A 20,265-nucleotide genomic window follows, 5' to 3' on the forward strand; every position below is an offset into this window, starting at 1 on the left:
TTAGCGTTGGCCCATTTTTAGTTTGAATTGACCTTCAATTGCAAGCGGGCCATAAGTAGCAGCGGCAAAGTAGTCGGGCGCCAGCGAGTCGTCTCGCCGGGCCTGACTATTCGGATTGTTTGCCATGCAGAAAAAACACCTGTTGCTCGCCGTGCTGGTCACGGCTGTCTGGGGCTTGAACTTCCCCATCACCAAGCTGGGCTTGAGCCATATCGACCCGCTGCTGTTGACGGCGCTGCGCTTTACCCTGGCGGCCCTGCCGTGGGTGTTTTTCATTCGTCGGCCGCAAGTGGCAATGTCCTGGATCGCTGCGTACGGGATGATTTTCGGGGTCGTCATGTGGGGGCTGATCAACTTCGGTATCAGTCTGGGCGTTCCACCGGGAACCGCGGCGCTGCTGATCCAGACCAGTGCCTTCTTCACCCTGGGTTGGGGCGTGCTGCTGTTTCGCGAGTCATTGAGCGGGGCTCAGGTGATCGGCGGGTTGCTGGCGGCCCTGGGGCTGGCCTGTGTGCTGTTCGACAGCTCGGCGGGCGAGAGCAGGGCTGGGTTGCTGCTGATCGTGCTCAGTGCCGTCGCCTGGAGCCTGGGCAATGTGCTGATCAAGCTGTCGCGGGTCAAAGAGGTGTTCGCCTTCGTGGTCTGGGCAAGCCTGTTCGCACCGCTGCCGCTGTTCCTGCTGACCTGGCTCAAGAACGCTGCGGTGCCCTTTGTCGCGCTGCCGGATCAGCTCGGGACGGGTCTGCTGTTTTCCCTGGCGTTCCAGGTCTATGGCGCTACACACCTGTGTTATTGGGGCTGGAATCTGTTGTTGCGCGAATATCCGTTGTCGCAGGTGGCGCCGCTGTCCTTGCTGATTCCGGTATTTGCCATTCTCGGTTCGATGCTGTTGCTCGGCGTCTGGCCGAGCCCGGCGGGCTGGCTGGCCAGTGCGCTGATTTTCTCGGCGTTGCTGGTGGGTTCGATCCAGTGGCGGCCGCTGCTTTCCCGACAAAAATACTAGGACTTTGTCCGGCGGCCCGATTGGCGTAAACTGGCGGTAAGTCTGTGAGGAGATTCCATGAGCGCCATAACCATTACCGATGCCGCCCACGATTATCTGGCTGATCTGCTGTCGAAGCAGAACACCCCGGGGATCGGCATCCGCGTTTTCATTACCCAGCCGGGTACCCAGTACGCCGAAACCTGCATTGCCTATTGCAAGCCGGGTGAAGAAAAACCTGAAGACACCGCGTTGGGGCTGAAAAGCTTCACCGCGTGGATCGATTCCTTCAGCGAAGCCTTCCTCGATGATGCGGTGGTCGATTACGCCACCGACCGTATGGGCGGCCAACTGACGATCAAGGCGCCAAACGCCAAGGTGCCGATGGTCAATGCCGACAGTCCGGTCAACGAGCGTATCAACTATTACCTGCAAACCGAAATCAATCCGGGGCTGGCCAGCCACGGCGGCCAGGTCAGCCTGATCGAAGTGGTCGAGGACGGTATCGCCGTGCTGCAGTTCGGTGGCGGTTGCCAGGGCTGTGGTCAGGCCGACGTGACCTTGAAGGAAGGCATCGAGCGCACCTTGCTCGAGCGGATTCCCGAGCTCAAGGGTGTACGCGATGTGACCGACCATACGCAGAAAGAAAACGCCTACTACTGAGTTCGGTAGCAGGGCGTTCGCTACGTCCGGCTGGATAAAAAAACGGTGCCCGTGAGCGCCGTTTTTTTTATGGGGGATCGGTTGAGGTCGTTCCGATTGCGGTGCCTGCTCCGACGTCTTCGCGGGCAAGCTCCGCTCCCACATGGGGTTCTGTGCCGTCCATATAATCCAGGTTCGACACAGGTACTGTGGGAGCGGAGCTTGCCCGCGAAGAGGCCCTTGAGAGCGGTACATTATTACGACCCGGAAACCCGACTCTCCAGGTAATCGCGTAGCCGCTCTTGCAGATAGGGCACACCCAGCGGGTGCTCCAGGTACTCGGCAATCGCCATCATCCGCCAGTACTGGCCTTCGTCGCCAAAGCGAATCGCTGTAATTTCCGCGCGGCTCAGTTGCCCGACCAGAAACCACGAGTGGGTATTGGGCTGGGTCACGCTGGGGTAGCGTCGGGCCCATTCGATCCGTTCAGCCCCGATACGCAGGGAAAACTCCTCATCCAGCTCCCTGAGGGCACATTCGCTCGGAGTTTCCTCGCCTTCGCGACCGCCACCGGCAAAGTCCCAATGTCCGGGATAGGGAATGCTGTCCTTCATGTCGCGCAGGTAGGTCAGCAGCTCATCGCCGCAGAGCAGGGCCAGCTTGGCGCCGGAAAACAACGGTTCGGACATCGGCTTATCCTCCAGACGATTCAAGGTCGATAAAGATGAGCGTGACCCGCGCGGTACAACGAGGATTCGCTGAAGTGCTCGCTGGCCAGGACGCGGCCCACCAGGATCAGCGCCGTGCGGCGAAAGCCCTTGGCCTCGACCTTGGCCAGAATATCCTCAAGGGTACCTTGTACCCAGTCCTGGTCGGGCCAGGTAGCGCGATGGATCACCGCGATCGGGCAGTCCGCGCCGTAATGCGGCAGCAGTTCCTCGATGATTCTGGCCAGGTGTTTGACCCCCAGGTGAATCGCCATGGTCGCCTTGTGCTGGGCCAGGCTGGCCAACTCTTCCCCGGCCGGCATCGCGGTTTTGTCGGCATAACGGGTGAGGATCACGCTTTGGGAAATATCCGGCAGCGTCAGCTCGGCGCCGAGCAAGGCTGCGCAGGCGGCGGTCGCGGTGACGCCGGGGATGATCTCATAGGCAATGCCCAATTCGCGCAGAGGGCGGATCTGCTCGCCGATGGCACCGTAGAGCGACGGATCGCCCGAATGCACCCGCGCCACGTCCTGGCCCCGGGCATCGGCGGTCTTGATCAGGTCGATGATCTGTTCCAGGTGCAACTCGGCGCTATTGACCACTTGCGTCGCACGGTGGCCTTCAAGCACGGCATCAGGCACCAGGGAGCCGGCATAGATGATCACCGGGCAGCTGCGGATCAGGCGTTGGCCCTTGACGGTAATGAGTTCCGGATCGCCGGGGCCGGCGCCGATGAAGTAGACGGTCATGACACTCTCTGAACAGGGCTGCACAAGGCTTTACATGAACAACGCTCATGTAGACGGCGGTGATTATCGAGGGTTTTGCCCGGTCCAGGCCAGTGCAAAGGTCGCCTGAGGATGCTTTTGGCGTGAAATCAGAAGATTCGCACGGGCTTGCCCCAACTGTTCGGCCAGGGCCAGCGCGGCACTTTCTGCGACGCCATGACAGCCGGTCTGTTCGAAGGCCTGGCTGGAACGATGGCTGAGCCGAGCCTCGTAAGGTGCCAGCTCGGTCGCGCTGAAGAACACCAGCGGCAGGTTCAGGCGCTGTGCCAGTTCCCGCAGGCCGGGTTCAACCTTTTTCCCATCAATACTTGCCAAGCCATTGATTTCCTTGAGGTCGATCCGATGGGTCAGCAAAGATTGCTCCAGTAGCACCTGCAAGGTCGAGGCGCTACAGCCGAGCCGGCAGCCGAGGCCAACCGCGAGGATTGGCGTCGTGCTCATGCCGAGTAGTGAGCCTTGGTCTTGCGCCGGAACAGCCATGCACTGATCAGGCCCAGGGCCAGCCAGAACGCGGCATTGGTCAGTTGCGAGGCGATCTTGAATTGTGCTTCCAGCTCTTCTGGCGCCAGGCTGGAATGAACTTGCGGCTGCGGTGCGCCGATCACATGGGGCACCACGACAATGGCCACGCCCAGCAGTTTGAGCGCCCAGTGCTTGCCGAATACCACCAGGGCAATGGCAACCGCCGTGGACGCTGCGGTGCCGACCCACCAGATCTGCCGTTGCAGCAAGTCCGCCGCGGCAGTGCCCGGCAGTTCCGGCGGCAGGCCCAGGGTCGGTGCCAGGCAGAACGTGGCATAACCGGCCAGGCCCCAGAGCAGGCCCTGGGCGGTGCGGTTCGGCGCGCGCAGGGTATAGAGGCCGGCCAGCATCAAGGCGAAACCGACGGCCACCACCAGGTTGCCGCCGGTGGTGGACAACACGCGCTGCCAGCCGTCTTCCGGCTCCCAGGCCTCTTCGTCGTGTACGTGCCCGGCCATGGCCACGTGCTGGTGTTCGTGAGCCTCGGCTGCCGCGGATTTTTCATAGGTTTCCGCCTGGAGAATCAGCGGGGCGACCCAGAAGCTTTGCAGCAGGGTCAGCAACAGGGCGGCCAGCAAGCCGGTGAATCCCGCTGTTTGCGCAATACGCTTGATCATGGCTGGCGTCTCAATGGCACGGGAAGGCAGAGCTGTGACGGGTATCGTGTGCGGCGTTGTGGACGACGTCGATGGGTGATAACCCGGCGAAATAGACCAATGCCGCGCCCAGGATGGTGGCACCGATGGCGGCGACGAGGCGCTGGCTCAGGGTGCTGATGGCGGTCGAGTGGCGGACGGTAGTGGTTGACATGGCGCTTCCCTTTGAGTTTTAGCAGGCGGAAAGGCGCGAAGAACCTCGGCGGGCGGGCGCCCGGAGATTACAACAGCGCCTGCCCACCGCAGGTTTGTCATCGATTATTTCTGGGCCGGTCTCCGGGCTTGCGAGGGAGTTGGGCAGGGCCCGACTCTTCAAGCGTCGCCTTCCCATGCCGGTGTCGACACAGTGGCTCTGACGCTTCTCTCGCTTACCGTTGCGGGGGCAGCACCGGACTGATCAGGCCTGAAGACAGACAGGCTGACGCACCGGTTTCCCGTTTCACCCTGTGAAGGGCACCCAAAACAAGGCCACTAGGTAAACACGCTGGGCCGGGCGCGTCAATGCAGTAGAGGGCGCAGTGGTGGTCGCGAATGCGCTGGCCCAGCCCCGAGTTAAAGTGAATTCTAGAATAAATATTTCATATAAATCATGTGCTTATATAATATTTTTGATCTTTAGCCTTAACTGATCAATAGAAAAGGGCTTGCTGATCACCTGCATGCCAGGCGCCAGTTCGATGCTTTCGGCGTAGCCGCTGGCAAACAGGACGGGCAGCCCCGGGCGCATTTGGCAGGCGGCCTTGGCCAATTCGCGGCCATCCATTTCGGGCAGTCCGACATCGGTCATCAACAAATCGATGCGGGTGTCGGCCTGTCCAAGGATATCCAGGGCCTTTTCGCTGCCGTCGGCCTCCAGGACATTGAACGCCAGTTCCTCCAGGACATCGACGATCAGCATGCGCACGACGGTATCGTCTTCAACGACAAGGATGGTGGCGGGGGGGACTGGCATGAGGGTATATCCCGAAAAAGTGAGGAATGGATCAAGTTCGCTGAACCGCTCGGCCTCTGGTATCAGTAAACCACCGGGCCAGGCAAGTTCCCCGGCCTGTACAAAAAAATCCGACTGTACAAGATGATAGGCTAAGGTCTGTCATCGCGTCACGACAGTGCGGCCTGGGGCATTGCATTCTAAGCTGTGAGAAAAATGGCGGTCTTTTATTCGTACATACGGCAGACTCCTTGATAATCAATAACTTTAATCCGGGCCCTGAAATGAATTCGTCGTCTTCGGTGGATGAACAAAGCTTTCGCAAGTTATTGAGTCGCAACATTAGCCTGCCCTTGGGCGTCGGGGTCCTCAGTGCGGTATTTTTCGTCGCGCTGATCACCTATCTGCTGTCGGTGATCCAGTGGGTCGAGCATACCGACCGGGTGATCAATAACAGCAACGAGGCGATGAAGCTCTCGGTGGATCTGGAAACCGGTATGCGCGGTTTCCTGATTACCGGTGACGAGCATTTCCTCGACCCCTACGAAGTCGCCAAGCCGAAGATCATTGCCGAACTGCGCAGCTTGCAGCAACTGACCGCGGATAATCCGCAGCAGGTCGACCGCTTCAAACGCATCGAAGCCTTGCAGGGCGCCTGGAGCGAATACGCTCAGCGGATGATCGAACTGAGGCGCTCCAGCGGCGACTACCAGGGGGTGATCCAGGCGGGGCGTGGCAAGCGCCTGGTTGACGAGATCCGTAGCGAGTTTGAGAACGCCATCGACATGGAGCAGCAACTGCGGCTCGCGCGCAATGAGACCGTAAGCCGCACCACGATCTGGAGCATCGTCCTCTATCTCATCTTTGTGCTGGGCCTGAGTGCCTTGCTGGCCTTTGTAGGTCGACGTGATTTGTTATCACTTTCAAGTAGTTATGCAAAAAATCTCGCGTCACAAGTCAAGAGTGCGGAACGGCTGGAACAGCAAGCCTGGCTACGCAGTGGCCAGACCGAGCTGGCCGAGCAGGTGCTGGGCCAACTGAGCCTGAATCTGCTGGGGCGCAATATCCTGCAATTCTGCGCCCAGTACATGGGCAGCGCTGTGGCGGCATTGTATGTCCGCGAAGAGCAGGGGGGCCTGACCCGTGTCGCCAGCTATGGTTTTTCCCGCGAGCAGGATCGGCAGGAACAGGCGATCTTCAACGATGAAGGCCTGGTTGGCCAAGCCGCCGGCCAGGGCCGTCTGATCCGCCTGGACGAAGTGCCGATGGATTACTTCAAGGTCAGTTCGGGCCTGGGCGAGGGGTCGCCGCGCAGTGTGCTGGTGGTGCCGACCACTAACGATGAGCGGGTCAACGGGGTGATTGAGCTGGGTTTCCTGCGTCCGCTGAACGAACGTGACATCGAACTGCTGGAACTGATCGCCGACAATATTGGCACTTCCATCGAGGCCGCGCGTTACCGCCAGCGCTTGCAGGAGGTCCTGGCCGAGACCCAGCAGCTCAACGAAGAGCTGCAAGTCCAGCAGGAAGAGCTGAAGACCGCCAACGAGGAACTGGAAGAACAGTCCCAGGTGCTCAAGGAATCGCAGGTTCACCTGGAAAGCCAGCAGAGCGAACTCGAACAGACCAACGAACAGTTGGCCGAACAAGCCCTGGCCCTGGCCGCGCAGCGCGACGCGATGGACCTCAAGAACAACCAGCTGAACCTGGCCCAGATCCAGCTCGAGGAGCGTGCCGAGGAGCTGCAGCGTTCGAGCAAGTACAAATCCGAGTTTCTTGCCAACATGTCCCATGAGCTGCGTACGCCGCTCAACAGTTCGCTGATCCTGTCCAAGCTGCTGGCGGAGAACCCGCAGGAGAACCTCACGGCGGAACAGGTCAAGTTCGCTGAATCGATCTACAGCGCGGGCAACGATTTGCTCAACCTGATCAACGACATCCTCGATATCTCCAAAGTCGAGGCGGGCAAGTTGGAGCTGCGCCCGGAAAATACCAGCATCGAGCGTCTGGTGGAGGGGCTGCGCAATATGTTCGAGCCACTGGCCGGTGACAAACAGTTGGGCTTTGAGCTCGAGATGCGTGGCGACCTGCCAGCGACGCTGTTCACCGATCGCCAGCGCTTGGAACAGGTGCTGAAGAACCTGCTGTCCAACGCCATCAAGTTCACCGAGACGGGCCGGGTCAGCCTGAGCGTGTCGCGCCAACCCGGTGTCGGTATTGCCTTTGCCGTCCGCGACTCGGGCATCGGTATCGCCGCCGAACAACACGAGAGCATCTTCGAGGCGTTCCGCCAGGCGGACGGCACCACCAACCGCCGTTATGGCGGCACCGGTCTTGGCCTGTCGATTTCTCGCGATCTGGCGGCGCTGCTCGGAGGTTCCATCAACGTGGCCAGCCAGCCCGGGCAAGGCAGTGTGTTTACCCTGGTGTTGCCGGAGCGTTATGTGGAACGCCGCGACGGCGCGGGCCCCGCGCCGGTGGTGGCACCCCCGGCGCCGCTGGAGTCACTGGACCCGCCGCGCAATCGGCCACCACTGGTCGTGGAAGCACCGATCCAGCGTTTTGCCGACGACCGTGAAAAAGGCCCGTTCACCAGCCGCTGTATCCTGGTGATCGAAGATGAACCGAAATTTGCCCAGATTCTCTACGACCTGGCCCATGAACTGGGCTACCAATGCCTGGTGGCCCATGGCGCGGACGAGGGTTTCGAGCTCTCCGCCCAGTTCATCCCCGACGCGATCCTGCTGGACATGCGCCTGCCGGATCACTCTGGCCTGACGGTGCTGCAGCGCCTCAAGGAACAGGCGCCGACCCGACATATCCCGGTGCATGTGATTTCCGTGGAGGATCGCACCGAGGTCGCCATGCACATGGGCGCCATGGGCTATGCGCTCAAGCCGACCACTCGCGACGAACTCAAGGAGATCTTCACGCGCCTGGAAGCCAAGCTGACCCAGAAGCTCAAGCGCGTGCTGCTGGTGGAAGACGACGACCTGCAACGCGACAGCATCGCCCGGCTGATCGGCGACGACGATATCGAGATCACCGCCGTGGGTTTTGCCCAGGAAGCCCTCGATCTGCTGCGCACCGATGTCTTCGACTGCATGATCATCGACCTCAAACTGCCGGACATGCTCGGCAACGAACTGCTCCGGCGCATGTCCACCGAAGACATCCGTGCCTTTCCGCCAGTGATCGTCTATACCGGGCGCAACCTGACCCGCGACGAAGAGGCCGAGCTGCACAAGTATTCACGCTCGATCATCATCAAGGGCGCGCGCTCGCCGGAGCGCCTGCTCGATGAAGTGACACTCTTTCTGCACAAAGTCGAATCCCAGCTGTCCCATGAAAGACAGCGCATGCTCAAGACCGCCCGCAGTCGCGACAAGGTCTTCGAAGGGCGCAAGATCCTGCTGGTGGACGACGATGTGCGCAATATCTTCGCCTTGACCAGTGCGCTGGAGCATAAGGGCGCGATTGTCGAAATTGGCCGTAATGGCCGTGAGGCGATTGAGCGACTCAACGAAGTGGAGGACATCGACCTGGTGTTGATGGATGTGATGATGCCGGAGATGGACGGTTACGAAGCGACCCTGGAAATCCGCAAGGACCCGCGCTGGCGCAAACTGCCGATTATCGCGGTCACGGCCAAGGCGATGAAGGATGACCAGGAGCGCTGCCTGCAGGCCGGCTCCAACGACTACCTGGCCAAACCGATTGATCTGGATCGATTGTTCTCGTTGATCCGTGTATGGCTACCGAAGATGGAAAGGATCTAGTGGATCGAAGTTCCGACATCGAGTTGCGGTTGTTGATCGAGGCGATCTACCTCAAGTACAGCTACGATTTTCGCGATTATTCCGGTGCGTCCGTCAAACGCCGGGTCCTGCATGCCCTGCGTCAGCTTGATTGCGCGACCATTTCGGCGCTGCAGGAACGGGTGCTGCACAATCCGGCGGCATTCATGCAGTTGCTGCAGTTCCTGACCATTCCGGTCAGCGAGATGTTTCGTGATCCCGGCCATTTCCTGGCGATCCGCCAGGAGGTGGTGCCGCTGCTCAAGACCTATCCGTCGATCAAGATCTGGGTCGCCGGGTGCAGCACCGGGGAAGAGGTGTACTCCATGGCGATCCTGCTGCGCGAAGAGGGTTTGCTCGAACGCACGATCATCTATGCCACCGATATCAACCCGCATTCATTGGAAAAAGCCAAGCAGGGCATCTTTACCCTGGACAACGTACGCACCTATGCCGACAACTACCGGGCGTCCGGAGGCCAGCGCGACTTTGCCGAGTACTACAACTCGGCCTACGGCTACGCGATTTTCGACAAGACCCTACGGGAAAACGTGACCTTTGCCGATCACAGCCTGGCGACGGATAGTGTATTCTCCGAAACACAATTAATTTCGTGTCGTAACGTATTGATTTATTTCAATAAAAAACTTCAGGATCGAGCCTTCAGTTTATTTCACGAGTCCTTGTGCCACCGGGGTTTCCTGGTGCTGGGCAGCAAGGAGACGCTGGATTTTTCCGCCTATGGCAAGCGGTTCGAAGCATTGGTCAAACAAGCACGGATCTACCGTAAATCATGAACGGCCCGCTACAGCAAAGCACTGACCGCAAACGGCTCGAGGCGGTGGTCGTGGGCGCTTCGGCAGGCGGGGTCGAAGCTCTGATGACGGTGTTCGGCGCGCTGCCGGCGCGGTTCAGCCTGCCGATCGTGATCGTCCTGCATATGCCGGAAGGGCATCGCAGCCAGTTGGCCGAGGTGTTCGGGCGACGCCTGGCGTTGCCGGTGAAAGAGGCGGACGACAAAGAGAGCATCGTGCCAGGCACCCTGTACTTCGCCGCCCCTGGTTATCACCTGTCCATCGAACAGGACCGCAGCTTTTCCTTAAGCCGCGAAGAGCGGGTGCATTATTCCCGGCCCTCGATCGATTATCTCTTCGAGTCGGCGGCGGACGCTTACGGTTCACGCCTGCTGGGCATACTCTTGACCGGCGCCAATCAGGACGGCGCCGCGGGTCTGCTGCAGATCCAGCGCCAGGGTGGCCTGACCGTGGTGCAAGACCCGAACGACGCCCGGGTGGCAACCATGCCTGAAGCCGCGTTGGCGTTGCACCAGCCGGACTACCTTCTTTCTTTGCAGGGCATCGGCCGCCTGCTTGTCGAGCTGGAACAAATGACATGCTGAGTACTATCCAGGCCAAACTGCTGATTGTTGACGATCTGCCGGAGAATCTGCTGGCGCTGGAAGCGCTGATCAAGCGCGAGGGCCGCATTGTCTACAAGGCACTGTCGGCCGACGAAGCACTGTCGCTGCTGCTTCAGCACGAGTTCGCCATGGCCATTCTCGATGTGCAGATGCCGGGTATGAATGGCTTCGAACTGGCCGAGTTGATGCGCGGTACCGAGAAAACCAAGAATATTCCCATCGTCTTTGTCAGTGCCGCCGGTCGCGAGCGCAACTACGCCTTCAAGGGTTACGAGAGCGGCGCGGTGGACTTTCTGCACAAACCCCTCGACCCTCATGCGGTGAAGAGCAAGGTCAGTGTCTTTGTCGACCTCTACCGCCAAAGCAAGGCAATGAAGCTGCAGGTCGAGGCCCTCGAGCAGAGTCGTCGCGAGCAGGGACTGCTGCTGCAAAAGCTGCAGGCGACCCAGGAAGAGCTGCAGCACGCGGTGCGCATGCGCGACGACTTCATGTCGATCGTTTCCCATGAAGTGCGCACACCGCTCAACGGGCTGATCCTGGAAACCCAGCTGCGCAAGATGCACCTGGCCCGGGACAATGCGGCCGCCTTCACCCTGGACAAGATGCGTAGCATGGTCGCGCGCGACGAGCGGCAGATCCAGAGCCTGATTCGCCTGATCGAAGACATGCTCGACGTTTCGCGCATCCGTACCGGCAAACTGTCGATCCGTCCCGCGCGCCTGGACCTGGTGCGCCTGGTGGACAAGTTTCTGGAGGGCTTCGCGCCGCAGGTGGCCGCGGCCGAGTCGACGGTCAGCTATTGCGGGGACGCTTCACTGGAAGGCGAGTGGGATGAGTTCCGTATCGAGCAGGTTGTCTCCAACCTGCTGACCAACGCCTTGCGCTACGGCGCCAAGAGCCCGATCGAAGTGCGCGTCTACCGCCACGGGCATGAGGCCCGAATTGAAGTGCGTGACCGTGGCATCGGTATCAGCGAAGATGACCAGGCGCGGATCTTCCAGCAGTTCGAGCGGGTTTCCGGCAGTCATGCCGCCGCCGGGCTGGGCCTGGGCTTGTTTATTTCCGAGCAGATTGTCGCGGCCCATGGTGGTCGCATCACCGTCGAGAGTACCCTTGGCGAAGGGGCTTTGTTCTGCGTTTGCCTGCCTCTGTAGGAAAAGCCGACATCAGACGCAACCTCTGGCTGAGCCGATGGTCGTATTGGCAGCAATTTTAAGAATGAAGGCTTCCCATGAGTGAAGATGCACAAGACGTCGTACTGATCGTCGAGGACGATGCCTCGATCCTGCTGGTGCTTTCCACCTACCTCTCCCACGAAGGGTATCGGGTGTTGCAGGCGGAAAATGGCGAAGAGGCGTTCGCGATCCTGGCGAGCAAACCCAACCTGGACCTGATGATCACCGATTTTCGTTTGCCCGGGGGTATTTCCGGAGTGGACATCGCCGAGCCCGCGGTCAAGCTGCGTCCGGACCTCAAGGTGATTTTCATCAGTGGTTACCCGGCGGAAATCCGTGAATCCCACAGTCCCATCGCCCACAGTGCGCCGATCCTGGCCAAGCCGTTCGACCTGGATGTGCTCCAGGAACAGATCCGCAAGCTGCTGGCGTGAGTCTGGAGCGCCGTACCCCCTGTAGGCGCCGGCTTGCCGGCGATGTAACAAGGGCCTCAGCGTCGGAACGCCGCCCGCAGCAAACGGGTGCCTACAATCCCTGCTGCAACGCCGGATCATCCGGATTCTGTTGCTCCAGCTGGGCAAGCAGAATCTGCACATTCTGCAACTGCCCGGTTTCCTTCCAGTAGCTGATCAGCAGCACCCGCGCCTTGCGGTTCGACGGTTGGCGCTGGACGATCTCTTCCAGTTGCCGCTGGGCCGCCTCGATCTGCTGCAAGTCATGCAAGGTGGTGGCGAGCTTGTAGCGGTACTCGGCGTTTTCCGGTTGCAACTCCACCGCTTTGGCCAGCCCCAGTACGGCGAGTTCGGTCTGGCCGTGGCGCAGCAGCCAGACGCCGAGGGCATGTTGCAGGTAGGCCGATTGCGGTTGTACCTGCAACTGCTTGGCCAGCAACTGCCGGGCCTGGTCCGGTTGCCCGCGCTTGTCCAGCAACTCGACCTGGGCCACCAGCGCCTTGAGGTTGTCCGGTTCCAGCCGCGAGACGTGCTCCAGCGCCGCCTGCGCCTTGTCCAATTGCCCCTCATGCAGGTACAACCGCGCCAGTTGGAACTGCGCCTCGGCGCTTTCCGACTGGGCGGCCAGGGTCCGTTCGTACTCGTCCACCACCTGTTGCAGCGGACCGTAATACAAGCCCTGGTCATCCGCTGACAAACCGAGCATGGCGTTGGCGGCGGCGAAGCGCACGGATTGCTCGCGGTCTTCGAGCACCGGGCCGAGCAACAGGCTGCGCTGGGCCCCCGGAACCAGGCCGACAATGCTCTCGATCGCCGCCTCGCGGACCACTGGCGAGGGATTCTGCAAATCCTTATCGGCCAGCTTCAAAGCCCGTGGACTGGGGTAATTGGGCAGTTCGGCATGCAAGGCGGCCCGGCGGGCATCCGTCAGATCGGTCCGCGCCAGTTGCTGGTAGAGCACCCGTGCCGCGCCGGGCAGGCCATTATGCGCCTGCTTCAGCGCCTGGCCGTAATTGATATGTGGGGCCTGGGGGGCGGCGAGCTTGCCGGGCAGCCAGTGCCAGACAAGGCCAAGGGCAAGCAGCAGCAACAGGCTGGTAAGCAGGTAGCGGTGGGGCTTCGTCATGCAGGGTCCGTGAGCTGGCGAGCGTTTGCTGAATGTACCAGCTTCGGTCAGCCGCGTTCAGGAGTCAAACCCGCGACTCAGGTCAACACATAGTCCACCGGCTCCGGCTCCGGCTCCGGCGGCAGGTCAGCCCGGCAGCATCAAGCCGCTGCTCTCCCGCGGCAATGCTTGTCGCTGGCGGACGAATTCCGGCATCCGTTCGCCGGGGATCGCCTTGCTGAAGTACCAGCCCTGGATCACCAGTTCCGTGGACGAGTGCAGGGCGTCGTACTGCTCCTGGGTTTCCACGCCCTCGACGATGATCCCCAGATTCAAGGCTTCACACAGTCGCAGCATGCCATTCAAGACCCGCGCACCCTCGGGATGGCAGTGGGCGACGACAAAACTGCGGTCGATCTTGATGCAGTCGATCTTGAACTGGTGCAGGTAACTCAACGCCGAATAACCGGTGCCGAAGTCATCGATATACAGTTTGGCGCCGAAACCGTGCAGGCGTTCGGTCAGGCGATTGATCACCTGGATATCGCCGACCAGGGCGTCCTCGGTCAGCTCGATGGAGATCATCCCCTGGGCCTGGGCGAGGATCTCCAGCAAGCGCTCGCCGTACTCCGGCACGCCCAGGGTGGCGCCGGTCACATTGATGGTCATCGGCAGTTCGAAGCCGGCTTTGCGCCAGCGCCGATGTTGCTCCAGTGCCTGGGAGGCTACCCACAGGTCGACATCCGGCATCAGCTTGGCCTGGCCCAGCCACTTGAGGAATTCCCAGGGTAAATGGGTGTTGCCGTCCGTGTCGCGGACGCGCATCAGCGCCTCGCAACCGGTGCACAGGCCGCTGGTCTTGGAAATCTGTGGCTGGAACTCCAGGTAAAACTCGTATTCGCTGATCTGGCGGATCCGCTCCAGCTCCCGGGCCCGGCGAGCGTCGTTCTTGTACGCGGCCGCCACCGGGTCGAGCTCGAACAGCCGACCCTTTTCCTCCAGGCTGCGAAAGGTGGTGTCGAAGGACTTGATATAGATGCCGTCGTCGCTTTCCTGCTGGCGGTGCAGGCCCATCACATAGGGGGCGTAGATCAGGCTGCCGATACCGAGCAGGACCAGTTGCAGGACCACCGCGGCCCAGTCGCCGTTGGTGCTCAGGTAGGCGTTGAGCAACACCGGCGAGTTCAGCGGCATGCCGGTGACCATCGGCGCCACCCAGCCGGCCTGAACCGCCGCCACCGCCAGCAGTGCGTTGAGCATCGGGGTGAGCAGGAACGGGATGAACAGGCGCGGGTTGAGAATGATCGGCAAACCGAACAGCAGAATCTCATTGACGTTGAACAGCGACAGCGGCACCGCGGCCAGGGCCAGCAGGCGCAAGGAGCGATCACGGGTAAACAGCAGCACGGCGACGATCAGCGACAACGAGGCGCCGGAGCCACCGATAAAGGCGAAGCAGCCCAGCAGGCCGCTGTTGAGGATATAGCGATGCGGCTCCCCGGCGGCGAGGTTGATCTGATTGATATTCACCGCCTCGTCGAGGACGCTGAACACTGGCTGCATGGCGTGCAGGCCATGAATACCGAAGAACCACAGGACCGAGTTACTGGCGCTGATCAGCGCGCCGTAGCGGTAAGGATGGTCCAGCGCCTCGCGGTCGAAGGGCACCTGCATCTGGGCGATCAGGGGAATCTGCAACAGCAGCGACAGTGCGATGACCAGCAGGGCGGTGGTGAGCAGGCCCGGGACCACCGCATTGATGCTGTCGCGCACATTGAAACCGACCACGTTTTCCCGTACCAGGCGGGTCCAGGACTGGCGGTACAGCCAGGCCATGATCGGTACGTTGATCAGCGGCGAGGCAATGGCGATAAACAGCACCAGGGTTGCGGCGGCGCGGGGAAAGTCGCTGAGCAGGTAGATGGCGATTTCCACATGGGCCAGGCACAGGAAGGCCACCGGCACCTGGGGCAGGCGATAGCGGATGGCGAGCATATAGCCGATGGACGCGGCCACCAGCAAGGGCAGGACGCCGCTGATTTTCTCGTGCAGCCCGGCGAGGAAGTTCACCTCGTCGTCGGGCAGCCCCGCCAGGCGTGCGCAGGCCGACAGGATCAGGAACGCCGTCGACACCAGCAGGCACGGCAGCAACCACAGCAACCCTTCGCGGATGGCTCGCAATGAGTCGGCACCGGCCAGTGCGGCAAGGCGATGGGTCAGGAACAACTGGAAGACTGACTGCGACATTGCCCAACCCCTTTTGACCTTCAGTCCTGTCGGAGCACATGGCTATCATCGCGGCCCCGGAGGTGAGCATATCCCGAGATGGCCTGAAAAGGCCAAGTCGCTGCTTGAAAAAGCCCCGGGGCCAAAGGCGCTTGGGGCTGACAGGCTGGAGTCCGGGCGAAAAAAAGCCCCGCCACCAAGGTGGTGCGGGGCTGAAAAAGGGTCGGAGGGCATCCAACCCCGGGAGGTCTTGAATCAGTTGCTGCTGGCCACTGTTTGCGGCTCATAGCCGCCACCCAGGGACTTGTAGATCGCCACGATGCCGCGATACAGGTCGGTCTCGGCCTGGGCCTGGCTGTCCTCGGCGGCCAGGCGTTCGCGCTGGGCGTCGAGCAGGACCAGGAAGTCGGCGGTACCTTCGCGGTAGCGAATCGCAGCCAGGTCGGCGGCGGCACGGCTCGATTCGCTCTGGCGAATCAGCGAGATCAGGCGCTGCTGGCGCTTGCCGTAATCACTGAAGGCGTTCTGCGATTCTTCCAAAGCCAGCAACACTTGCTGCTCGTAACTGGCGAGGGCGCCTTCGGCTTCGGCGTTGGCCCCGCGCAAGCGGGCCCTGACGCTACCGAGGTTGAACGCCGGCCAGGTGATGCTCGGGCCCAGGGCCCAGGCGTTGGCGGCGGACGAGCCGATCTGCGAACCACGCCCGGCGGTAAAGCCGAGGAAGCCACTGAGGCTGACCCGTGGGAACAGGTCGGCCTTGGCCACGCCGATCCGCGCGGTGGCGGCGGCCAGCTTGCGTTCGGCGCTGACGATATCCGGACGGCGTTGCAGCAGGTCGCCCGGATTGCCAATGGCCAAAGCCTTGGAAATCGCCGGCAGGTCCTTCGGCCCCAGATCCACCGACAGGGTGTCCGGGCGCTCGCCCAGCAAGGTCGCGATACGGTTGCGCTCGCGGGCCTGCTCGGCCTGCAGTTGTGGCACCGTGGCCTCGACCGCCGCCAGACGCGCATCGGCACGGACCACGTCGAGCTGATCGCCGACGCCGACGTCACGCAGGCTTTCGGTGATGCCCTTGGACTCCTGCTGGTTCTTCAGGTTGGCCACGGCGATCTTTTCCCGCAGTTGCGCGCCGCGCAGTTGACCATAGGCGTCCACCAGTTCGGCAATCATGGTGACTTGCAGCTGGTATAGGTCGGCTTCGGCCACCTGCTGGTCGGCATCGGCGGCTTCCAGGTTGCGGCGGATACGGCCGAACAGGTCGACTTCCCAGGCCATGTCCAGGCCCAGGTCATAGCGTTCGCTATTGACCCGTTGCTCGGTGGTACCCGGCACCTGGCCCTTGCCGACGTTGGCGCTGGCACGACTGGTGATGGTCGGCATGGCATCGTCGCTGACATCGTCGCGGATCGCCCGCGACGCTTTCAAGCGGGCGAAGGCCACGCGCAATTCACGGTTGCCGGCCAGTGACTGAGTCACCAGCTGGTTCAGGGTCGGATCGTCGAACTGCTGCCACCAGATACCCTGGAAACGTGCGCGGTCATAGTTCTTCTGTCCGGCGCTGCCGTCGGTGGCGGCGGTGATGTTCGCCTTCTCCGTGGCCGGCGCCTTGTAGTCCGGGCCAACCGTACAGGCGGCCAGCGCCAGTACCAGCAGGCTCGGCAGAAAGGCTTTCAGATTGCTCATTGTTGCGCCTCCAGCTTGAGGGCCCGGGCGGCCTTGCGAGCGTCGCTGCGCTCGACAAAGCGGCGAATCAATACATAGAACACTGGCGTCAGCAGCAGACCGAAGAAGGTCACCCCGAGCATCCCGGAGAACACCGCGACACCCATGGCATGGCGCATCTCGGCACCGGCACCGCTGGAGAACACCAGGGGTACCACGCCCATGATGAAGGCGAAGGAGGTCATCAGAATCGGCCGCAGACGCAGGCGGCAGGCTTCCAGCACCGCGCTCAGCGGATCGAGGCCTTCTTCCTGCTTATCCTTGGCGAACTCGACGATCAGAATCGCGTTCTTGCACGCCAGGCCCACCAGTACGATCAAGCCGATCTGGGTGAAGATGTTGTTGTCGCCACCCGAGGCAATCACCCCGGTAATGGCCGACAGCAACGTCATCGGCACGATCAGGATCACCGCCAGTGGCAGGCTCCAGCTTTCGTATTGGGCGGCCAGTACCAGGAACGCCAGCAGTACGCAGAGTGGGAACACGAACAGCGCGGTATTGCCCGAGAGGATCTGCTGGTAGGTCAGGTCGGTCCACTCGTAGGTCATGCCGTTGGGCAATTCAGCCTTGAGCAGCTTCTCGATGGCCACCTGGGCCTGGCCGGAGCTGTAGCCCGGTGCCGCGGCGCCGTTGATTTCCGCGGTGATAAAGCCGTTGTAGTGCATGACGCGGTCCGGCCCCGAGGTGTCGCTGACCTTGATAAAGGTCGCCAGCGGGATCATCTCGCCTTTGTTGTTACGTACTTTCAGTTGGCCGATCTGGTCGGACTCAAGGCGGAACTGCTGTTCGGCCTGGACGTTGACCTGATAGGTGCGACCGAAGCGGTTGAAGTCGTTGGCATACAGCGAACCCAGGTAGATCTGCAGGGTGTCGAAGATGTCGCTGACGGCGACGCCGTGGGTCTTGGCCTTTTCCCGGTCGATAGCCGCATCGACCTGTGGCACGTTGACCGTGTAGCTGGTGAACAACCCGGCCAGTTCCGGCACGCTGCGGCTCTTGCCGATGATGTTCATGGTTTCTTTGTACAGCTCGTCGTAACCGAGGTTGCCGCGGTCTTCGATCTGCAGGCGGAAACCGCCGATGGTGCCCAGGCCTTGTACCGGTGGTGGCGGGAAGATCGCCATGTAGGCTTCCTGGATCCCCGCGAACTTGCCGTTCAGGGCGCCGGCAATGGCCCCGGCGGACTGGCTCGGGTCCTTGCGCTGGTCGAAAGGCTTCAGCGTCACGAAGACGATACCGGCGTTCGGGCTGTTGGTGAAACCGTTGATCGACAGGCCAGGGAAGGCCACCGCGCTTTCCACGCCAGGCTGTTTCAGGGCCAGGTCGGACATACGCTTGATCACGTCTTCAGTGCGGTCCAGGCTCGCCGCATCCGGCAGTTGGGCGAAGGCCACCAGGTATTGCTTGTCCTGGGCCGGGACGAAACCGGTCGGGGTGCTGGCGAAACCGAACCAGGTCAGGACCATCAGGCCGGCGTACAGCACCAGGGCGATGCCGCTGGCCCGGATAACGCGGGTCACGGTGCCGACATAACCATGGCTGGCGCGGTCGAAGAAGCGGTTGAACGGACGGAACAGCCAGCCGCCCAGCAGTTTGTCGAGGAACTTGGAGAAACCATCCTTCGGTGCGTCGTGACCTTTGAGCAGCACCGCGGCCAGCGCTGGCGACAAGGTCAGCGAGTTGAATGCCGAAATCACGGTGGAGATGGCGATGGTCAGGGCGAACTGCTTGTAGAACTGCCCGGTCAGCCCGGAGATAAAGGCCGCCGGGATAAACACCGCACACAGTACCAGCGCCGTGGCGATGATCGGACCGGTCACTTCACGCATGGCGCGCTTGGTGGCTTCCACCGGATTGAGGCCCAGGCCGATGTTTCGTTCGACGTTCTCCACCACCACGATGGCGTCGTCCACCACGATACCGATGGCCAGCACCAGGCCGAACAGTGACAGGGCGTTGAGCGAGAAGCCGAACAGGTGCATGACCGCAAAGGTACCGATCAACGACACCGGCACGGCGACCAGCGGGATGATCGAGGCGCGCCAGGTCTGCAGGAACAGGATCACCACCAGCACGACGAGGATCAGCGCTTCGAACAGGGTGTGGACCACTGCTTCGATGGAGCCGCGTACGAAAATCGTCGGGTCATAGACAATGCTGAAGTCCATGCCTTCGGGGAAGGCCTTCTTCAACTCGGTCATCTTGGCGCGGACTTCGTTGGAGATTTCGATGGCGTTGGAGCCCGGCCGCTGGAAGATCGGGATCGCTACCGCCGGCTGGTTGTTCAGCAGCGAGCGCAGGGCGTACTGGCTGGAGCCGAGCTCGACCCGGGCGATATCTTTCAGGCGGGTGATCTCGCCGTCGTCGCCGGCACGAATCACGATGTTCTCGAACTCTTCTTCGGAGACCAGGCGACCCTGGGCATTGACCGAGAGCTGGAAGCTGGTGGCGTTGGGGGCGGGTGGCGCACCCAACTGACCGGCCGCGACCTGGCGGTTCTGCTCGCGAATGGCGTTGACCACATCGGTGGCAGTCAGGTTGCGCGAAGCGGTCTTGTTCGGATCGAGCCAGACCCGCAGGGAGTAGTCGCCCATGCCGAACAGCTGCACGTCACCGACGCCGCCAAGGCGGGCCAATTCGTCCTTGATATTGAGCAAGGCGTAGTTGGACAGGTAGAGCATGTCGTAGCGTTTGTCCGGCGAGGTCAAGTGCACGACCATGGTCAGGTCGGGCGAAGCCTTGTCGACGGTGATACCGATACGGGTCACTTCCACCGGGAGCTTGGGCTCGGTGCGGGTCACGCGGTTCTGCACCTGCACCTGCGCGTTATCCAGGTCGGTGCCCAGGGCGAAGGTGATGGTCAGGGTCAGCTTGCCGTCGGCGGTGGATTGCGAGGACATGTAGAGCATGTTCTCGACACCGGTGATCGCCTGTTCCAGCGGTGCGGCCACGGTTTCACCGATCACCTTGGGGTTGGCGCCGGGGAAGTTGGCACGCACCACCACGGTCGGCGGTACCACTTCCGGGTATTCGCTGATGGGCAGTTGGAACAGCGAGATGGCGCCCGCGATCAGGATCAGCAGCGAAAGCACCGCCGCGAAAATCGGTCTTGATATGAAGAACTGGGAAAAATTCATCGT

Annotated in this window: 17 protein-coding genes and 1 riboswitch; of the genes, 7 read left to right on the forward strand and 10 right to left on the reverse strand. The window is 61.5% G+C overall.

What is annotated here, in order from left to right; translation table 11 throughout:
* Window positions 1–124: 124 nt before the first annotated feature.
* Both AC07T0_RS18225 and nfuA read left to right on the forward strand, forming a co-directional pair.
* The gene (locus AC07T0_RS18225; protein ID WP_495002524.1) at window positions 125–1,003 is read left to right on the forward strand and encodes an EamA family transporter; all 879 of its coding nucleotides are present in this window, start codon (window positions 125–127) and stop codon (window positions 1,001–1,003) included.
* Between the two features lie 57 nt (window positions 1,004–1,060).
* On the forward strand, window positions 1,061–1,645 hold the full coding sequence (gene nfuA, locus AC07T0_RS18230) for a Fe-S biogenesis protein NfuA (RefSeq protein WP_177056981.1): 585 nt from the start codon (window positions 1,061–1,063) through the stop codon (window positions 1,643–1,645).
* Between the two features lie 236 nt (window positions 1,646–1,881).
* Here the strand turns inward: nfuA and AC07T0_RS18235 are convergent, their stop codons facing one another.
* From AC07T0_RS18235 to AC07T0_RS18260, 6 genes are all read right to left on the reverse strand, one after another.
* The gene (locus tag AC07T0_RS18235) at window positions 1,882–2,313 is read right to left on the reverse strand and encodes an NUDIX hydrolase (protein WP_495002525.1); all 432 of its coding nucleotides are present in this window, start codon (window positions 2,311–2,313) and stop codon (window positions 1,882–1,884) included.
* Between the two features lie 20 nt (window positions 2,314–2,333).
* Window positions 2,334–3,080: a precorrin-4 C(11)-methyltransferase gene (gene cobM / locus AC07T0_RS18240; protein ID WP_495002526.1), complete on the reverse strand. Its 747-nt coding sequence runs from the start codon at window positions 3,078–3,080 to the stop codon at window positions 2,334–2,336.
* Between the two features lie 63 nt (window positions 3,081–3,143).
* Complete coding sequence (locus AC07T0_RS18245; RefSeq protein WP_495002527.1) at window positions 3,144–3,560, reverse strand: cobalamin biosynthesis protein; 417 nt, start codon at window positions 3,558–3,560, stop codon at window positions 3,144–3,146.
* Window positions 3,557–4,258, reverse strand: a complete 702-nt coding sequence (locus tag AC07T0_RS18250; protein ID WP_495002528.1) for a CbtA family protein — start codon at window positions 4,256–4,258, stop codon at window positions 3,557–3,559. Before AC07T0_RS18250 ends, AC07T0_RS18245 begins: the two co-directional genes overlap by 4 nt.
* Before the next feature lie 10 nt (window positions 4,259–4,268).
* On the reverse strand, window positions 4,269–4,451 hold the full coding sequence (locus AC07T0_RS18255; RefSeq protein ID WP_495002529.1) for a CbtB domain-containing protein: 183 nt from the start codon (window positions 4,449–4,451) through the stop codon (window positions 4,269–4,271).
* Window positions 4,452–4,547: 96 nt separating this feature from the next.
* A riboswitch (cobalamin riboswitch) is annotated at window positions 4,548–4,773 on the reverse strand.
* A 119-nt stretch (window positions 4,774–4,892) separates the two neighbouring features.
* Window positions 4,893–5,249, reverse strand: a complete 357-nt coding sequence (locus AC07T0_RS18260; protein WP_495002530.1) for a response regulator — start codon at window positions 5,247–5,249, stop codon at window positions 4,893–4,895.
* A gap of 263 nt (window positions 5,250–5,512) precedes the next feature.
* Between AC07T0_RS18260 and AC07T0_RS18265 the strand changes: the two genes are divergently transcribed.
* The 5 genes from AC07T0_RS18265 to AC07T0_RS18285 all read left to right on the forward strand — a co-directional run bounded on the left by AC07T0_RS18265 (window position 5,513) and on the right by AC07T0_RS18285 (window position 12,054).
* Window positions 5,513–9,007 carry a response regulator gene (locus AC07T0_RS18265; RefSeq protein ID WP_495002531.1) on the forward strand — a complete coding sequence of 1,165 codons (3,495 nt, stop codon included), beginning with the start codon at window positions 5,513–5,515 and terminating at the stop codon, window positions 9,005–9,007.
* Complete coding sequence (locus AC07T0_RS18270) at window positions 8,980–9,822, forward strand: CheR family methyltransferase (protein WP_495002532.1); 843 nt, start codon at window positions 8,980–8,982, stop codon at window positions 9,820–9,822. The genes AC07T0_RS18265 and AC07T0_RS18270 overlap by 28 nt, the downstream gene beginning before the upstream one ends.
* Window positions 9,819–10,424 carry a chemotaxis protein CheB gene (locus AC07T0_RS18275; protein ID WP_495002533.1) on the forward strand — a complete coding sequence of 202 codons (606 nt, stop codon included), beginning with the start codon at window positions 9,819–9,821 and terminating at the stop codon, window positions 10,422–10,424. Before AC07T0_RS18270 ends, AC07T0_RS18275 begins: the two co-directional genes overlap by 4 nt.
* Window positions 10,418–11,599 (forward strand): hybrid sensor histidine kinase/response regulator, encoded by a 1,182-nt coding sequence (locus AC07T0_RS18280; protein WP_495002534.1) that lies wholly within the window; start codon window positions 10,418–10,420, stop codon window positions 11,597–11,599. Before AC07T0_RS18275 ends, AC07T0_RS18280 begins: the two co-directional genes overlap by 7 nt.
* A gap of 77 nt (window positions 11,600–11,676) precedes the next feature.
* Window positions 11,677–12,054 carry a response regulator gene (locus AC07T0_RS18285; RefSeq protein ID WP_495002535.1) on the forward strand — a complete coding sequence of 126 codons (378 nt, stop codon included), beginning with the start codon at window positions 11,677–11,679 and terminating at the stop codon, window positions 12,052–12,054.
* Window positions 12,055–12,145: 91 nt separating this feature from the next.
* Here the strand turns inward: AC07T0_RS18285 and AC07T0_RS18290 are convergent, their stop codons facing one another.
* From AC07T0_RS18290 to AC07T0_RS18305, 4 genes are all read right to left on the reverse strand, one after another.
* The gene (locus AC07T0_RS18290; RefSeq protein WP_495002536.1) at window positions 12,146–13,198 is read right to left on the reverse strand and encodes a tetratricopeptide repeat protein; all 1,053 of its coding nucleotides are present in this window, start codon (window positions 13,196–13,198) and stop codon (window positions 12,146–12,148) included.
* 126 nt (window positions 13,199–13,324) lie between these two features.
* On the reverse strand, window positions 13,325–15,424 hold the full coding sequence (locus AC07T0_RS18295) for an EAL domain-containing protein (RefSeq protein ID WP_495002537.1): 2,100 nt from the start codon (window positions 15,422–15,424) through the stop codon (window positions 13,325–13,327).
* 234 nt (window positions 15,425–15,658) lie between these two features.
* Window positions 15,659–17,086, reverse strand: a complete 1,428-nt coding sequence (locus tag AC07T0_RS18300; RefSeq protein WP_495002538.1) for an efflux transporter outer membrane subunit — start codon at window positions 17,084–17,086, stop codon at window positions 15,659–15,661.
* Window positions 17,083–20,262: an efflux RND transporter permease subunit gene (locus AC07T0_RS18305; RefSeq protein ID WP_495002539.1), complete on the reverse strand. Its 3,180-nt coding sequence runs from the start codon at window positions 20,260–20,262 to the stop codon at window positions 17,083–17,085. Before AC07T0_RS18305 ends, AC07T0_RS18300 begins: the two co-directional genes overlap by 4 nt.
* Window positions 20,263–20,265 lie beyond the last annotated feature (3 nt).

The organism is Pseudomonas sp. GW821-FHT04D07, from assembly GCF_059420225.1.

Coding starts and splice junctions, on each gene's coding strand:
- AC07T0_RS18225 (WP_495002524.1), top strand. CDS start 125: ATGCAGAAAAAACACCTGTTGCTCGCCGTGCTGGTCACGGCTGTCTGG.
- nfuA (WP_177056981.1), top strand. CDS start 1,061: ATGAGCGCCATAACCATTACCGATGCCGCCCACGATTATCTGGCTGAT.
- AC07T0_RS18235 (WP_495002525.1), bottom strand. CDS start 2,313: ATGTCCGAACCGTTGTTTTCCGGCGCCAAGCTGGCCCTGCTCTGCGGC.
- cobM (WP_495002526.1), bottom strand. CDS start 3,080: ATGACCGTCTACTTCATCGGCGCCGGCCCCGGCGATCCGGAACTCATT.
- AC07T0_RS18245 (WP_495002527.1), bottom strand. CDS start 3,560: ATGAGCACGACGCCAATCCTCGCGGTTGGCCTCGGCTGCCGGCTCGGC.
- AC07T0_RS18250 (WP_495002528.1), bottom strand. CDS start 4,258: ATGATCAAGCGTATTGCGCAAACAGCGGGATTCACCGGCTTGCTGGCC.
- AC07T0_RS18255 (WP_495002529.1), bottom strand. CDS start 4,451: ATGTCAACCACTACCGTCCGCCACTCGACCGCCATCAGCACCCTGAGC.
- AC07T0_RS18260 (WP_495002530.1), bottom strand. CDS start 5,249: ATGCCAGTCCCCCCCGCCACCATCCTTGTCGTTGAAGACGATACCGTC.
- AC07T0_RS18265 (WP_495002531.1), top strand. CDS start 5,513: ATGAATTCGTCGTCTTCGGTGGATGAACAAAGCTTTCGCAAGTTATTG.
- AC07T0_RS18270 (WP_495002532.1), top strand. CDS start 8,980: ATGGCTACCGAAGATGGAAAGGATCTAGTGGATCGAAGTTCCGACATC.
- AC07T0_RS18275 (WP_495002533.1), top strand. CDS start 9,819: ATGAACGGCCCGCTACAGCAAAGCACTGACCGCAAACGGCTCGAGGCG.
- AC07T0_RS18280 (WP_495002534.1), top strand. CDS start 10,418: ATGCTGAGTACTATCCAGGCCAAACTGCTGATTGTTGACGATCTGCCG.
- AC07T0_RS18285 (WP_495002535.1), top strand. CDS start 11,677: ATGAGTGAAGATGCACAAGACGTCGTACTGATCGTCGAGGACGATGCC.
- AC07T0_RS18290 (WP_495002536.1), bottom strand. CDS start 13,198: ATGACGAAGCCCCACCGCTACCTGCTTACCAGCCTGTTGCTGCTGCTT.
- AC07T0_RS18295 (WP_495002537.1), bottom strand. CDS start 15,424: ATGTCGCAGTCAGTCTTCCAGTTGTTCCTGACCCATCGCCTTGCCGCA.
- AC07T0_RS18300 (WP_495002538.1), bottom strand. CDS start 17,086: ATGAGCAATCTGAAAGCCTTTCTGCCGAGCCTGCTGGTACTGGCGCTG.
- AC07T0_RS18305 (WP_495002539.1), bottom strand. CDS start 20,262: ATGAATTTTTCCCAGTTCTTCATATCAAGACCGATTTTCGCGGCGGTG.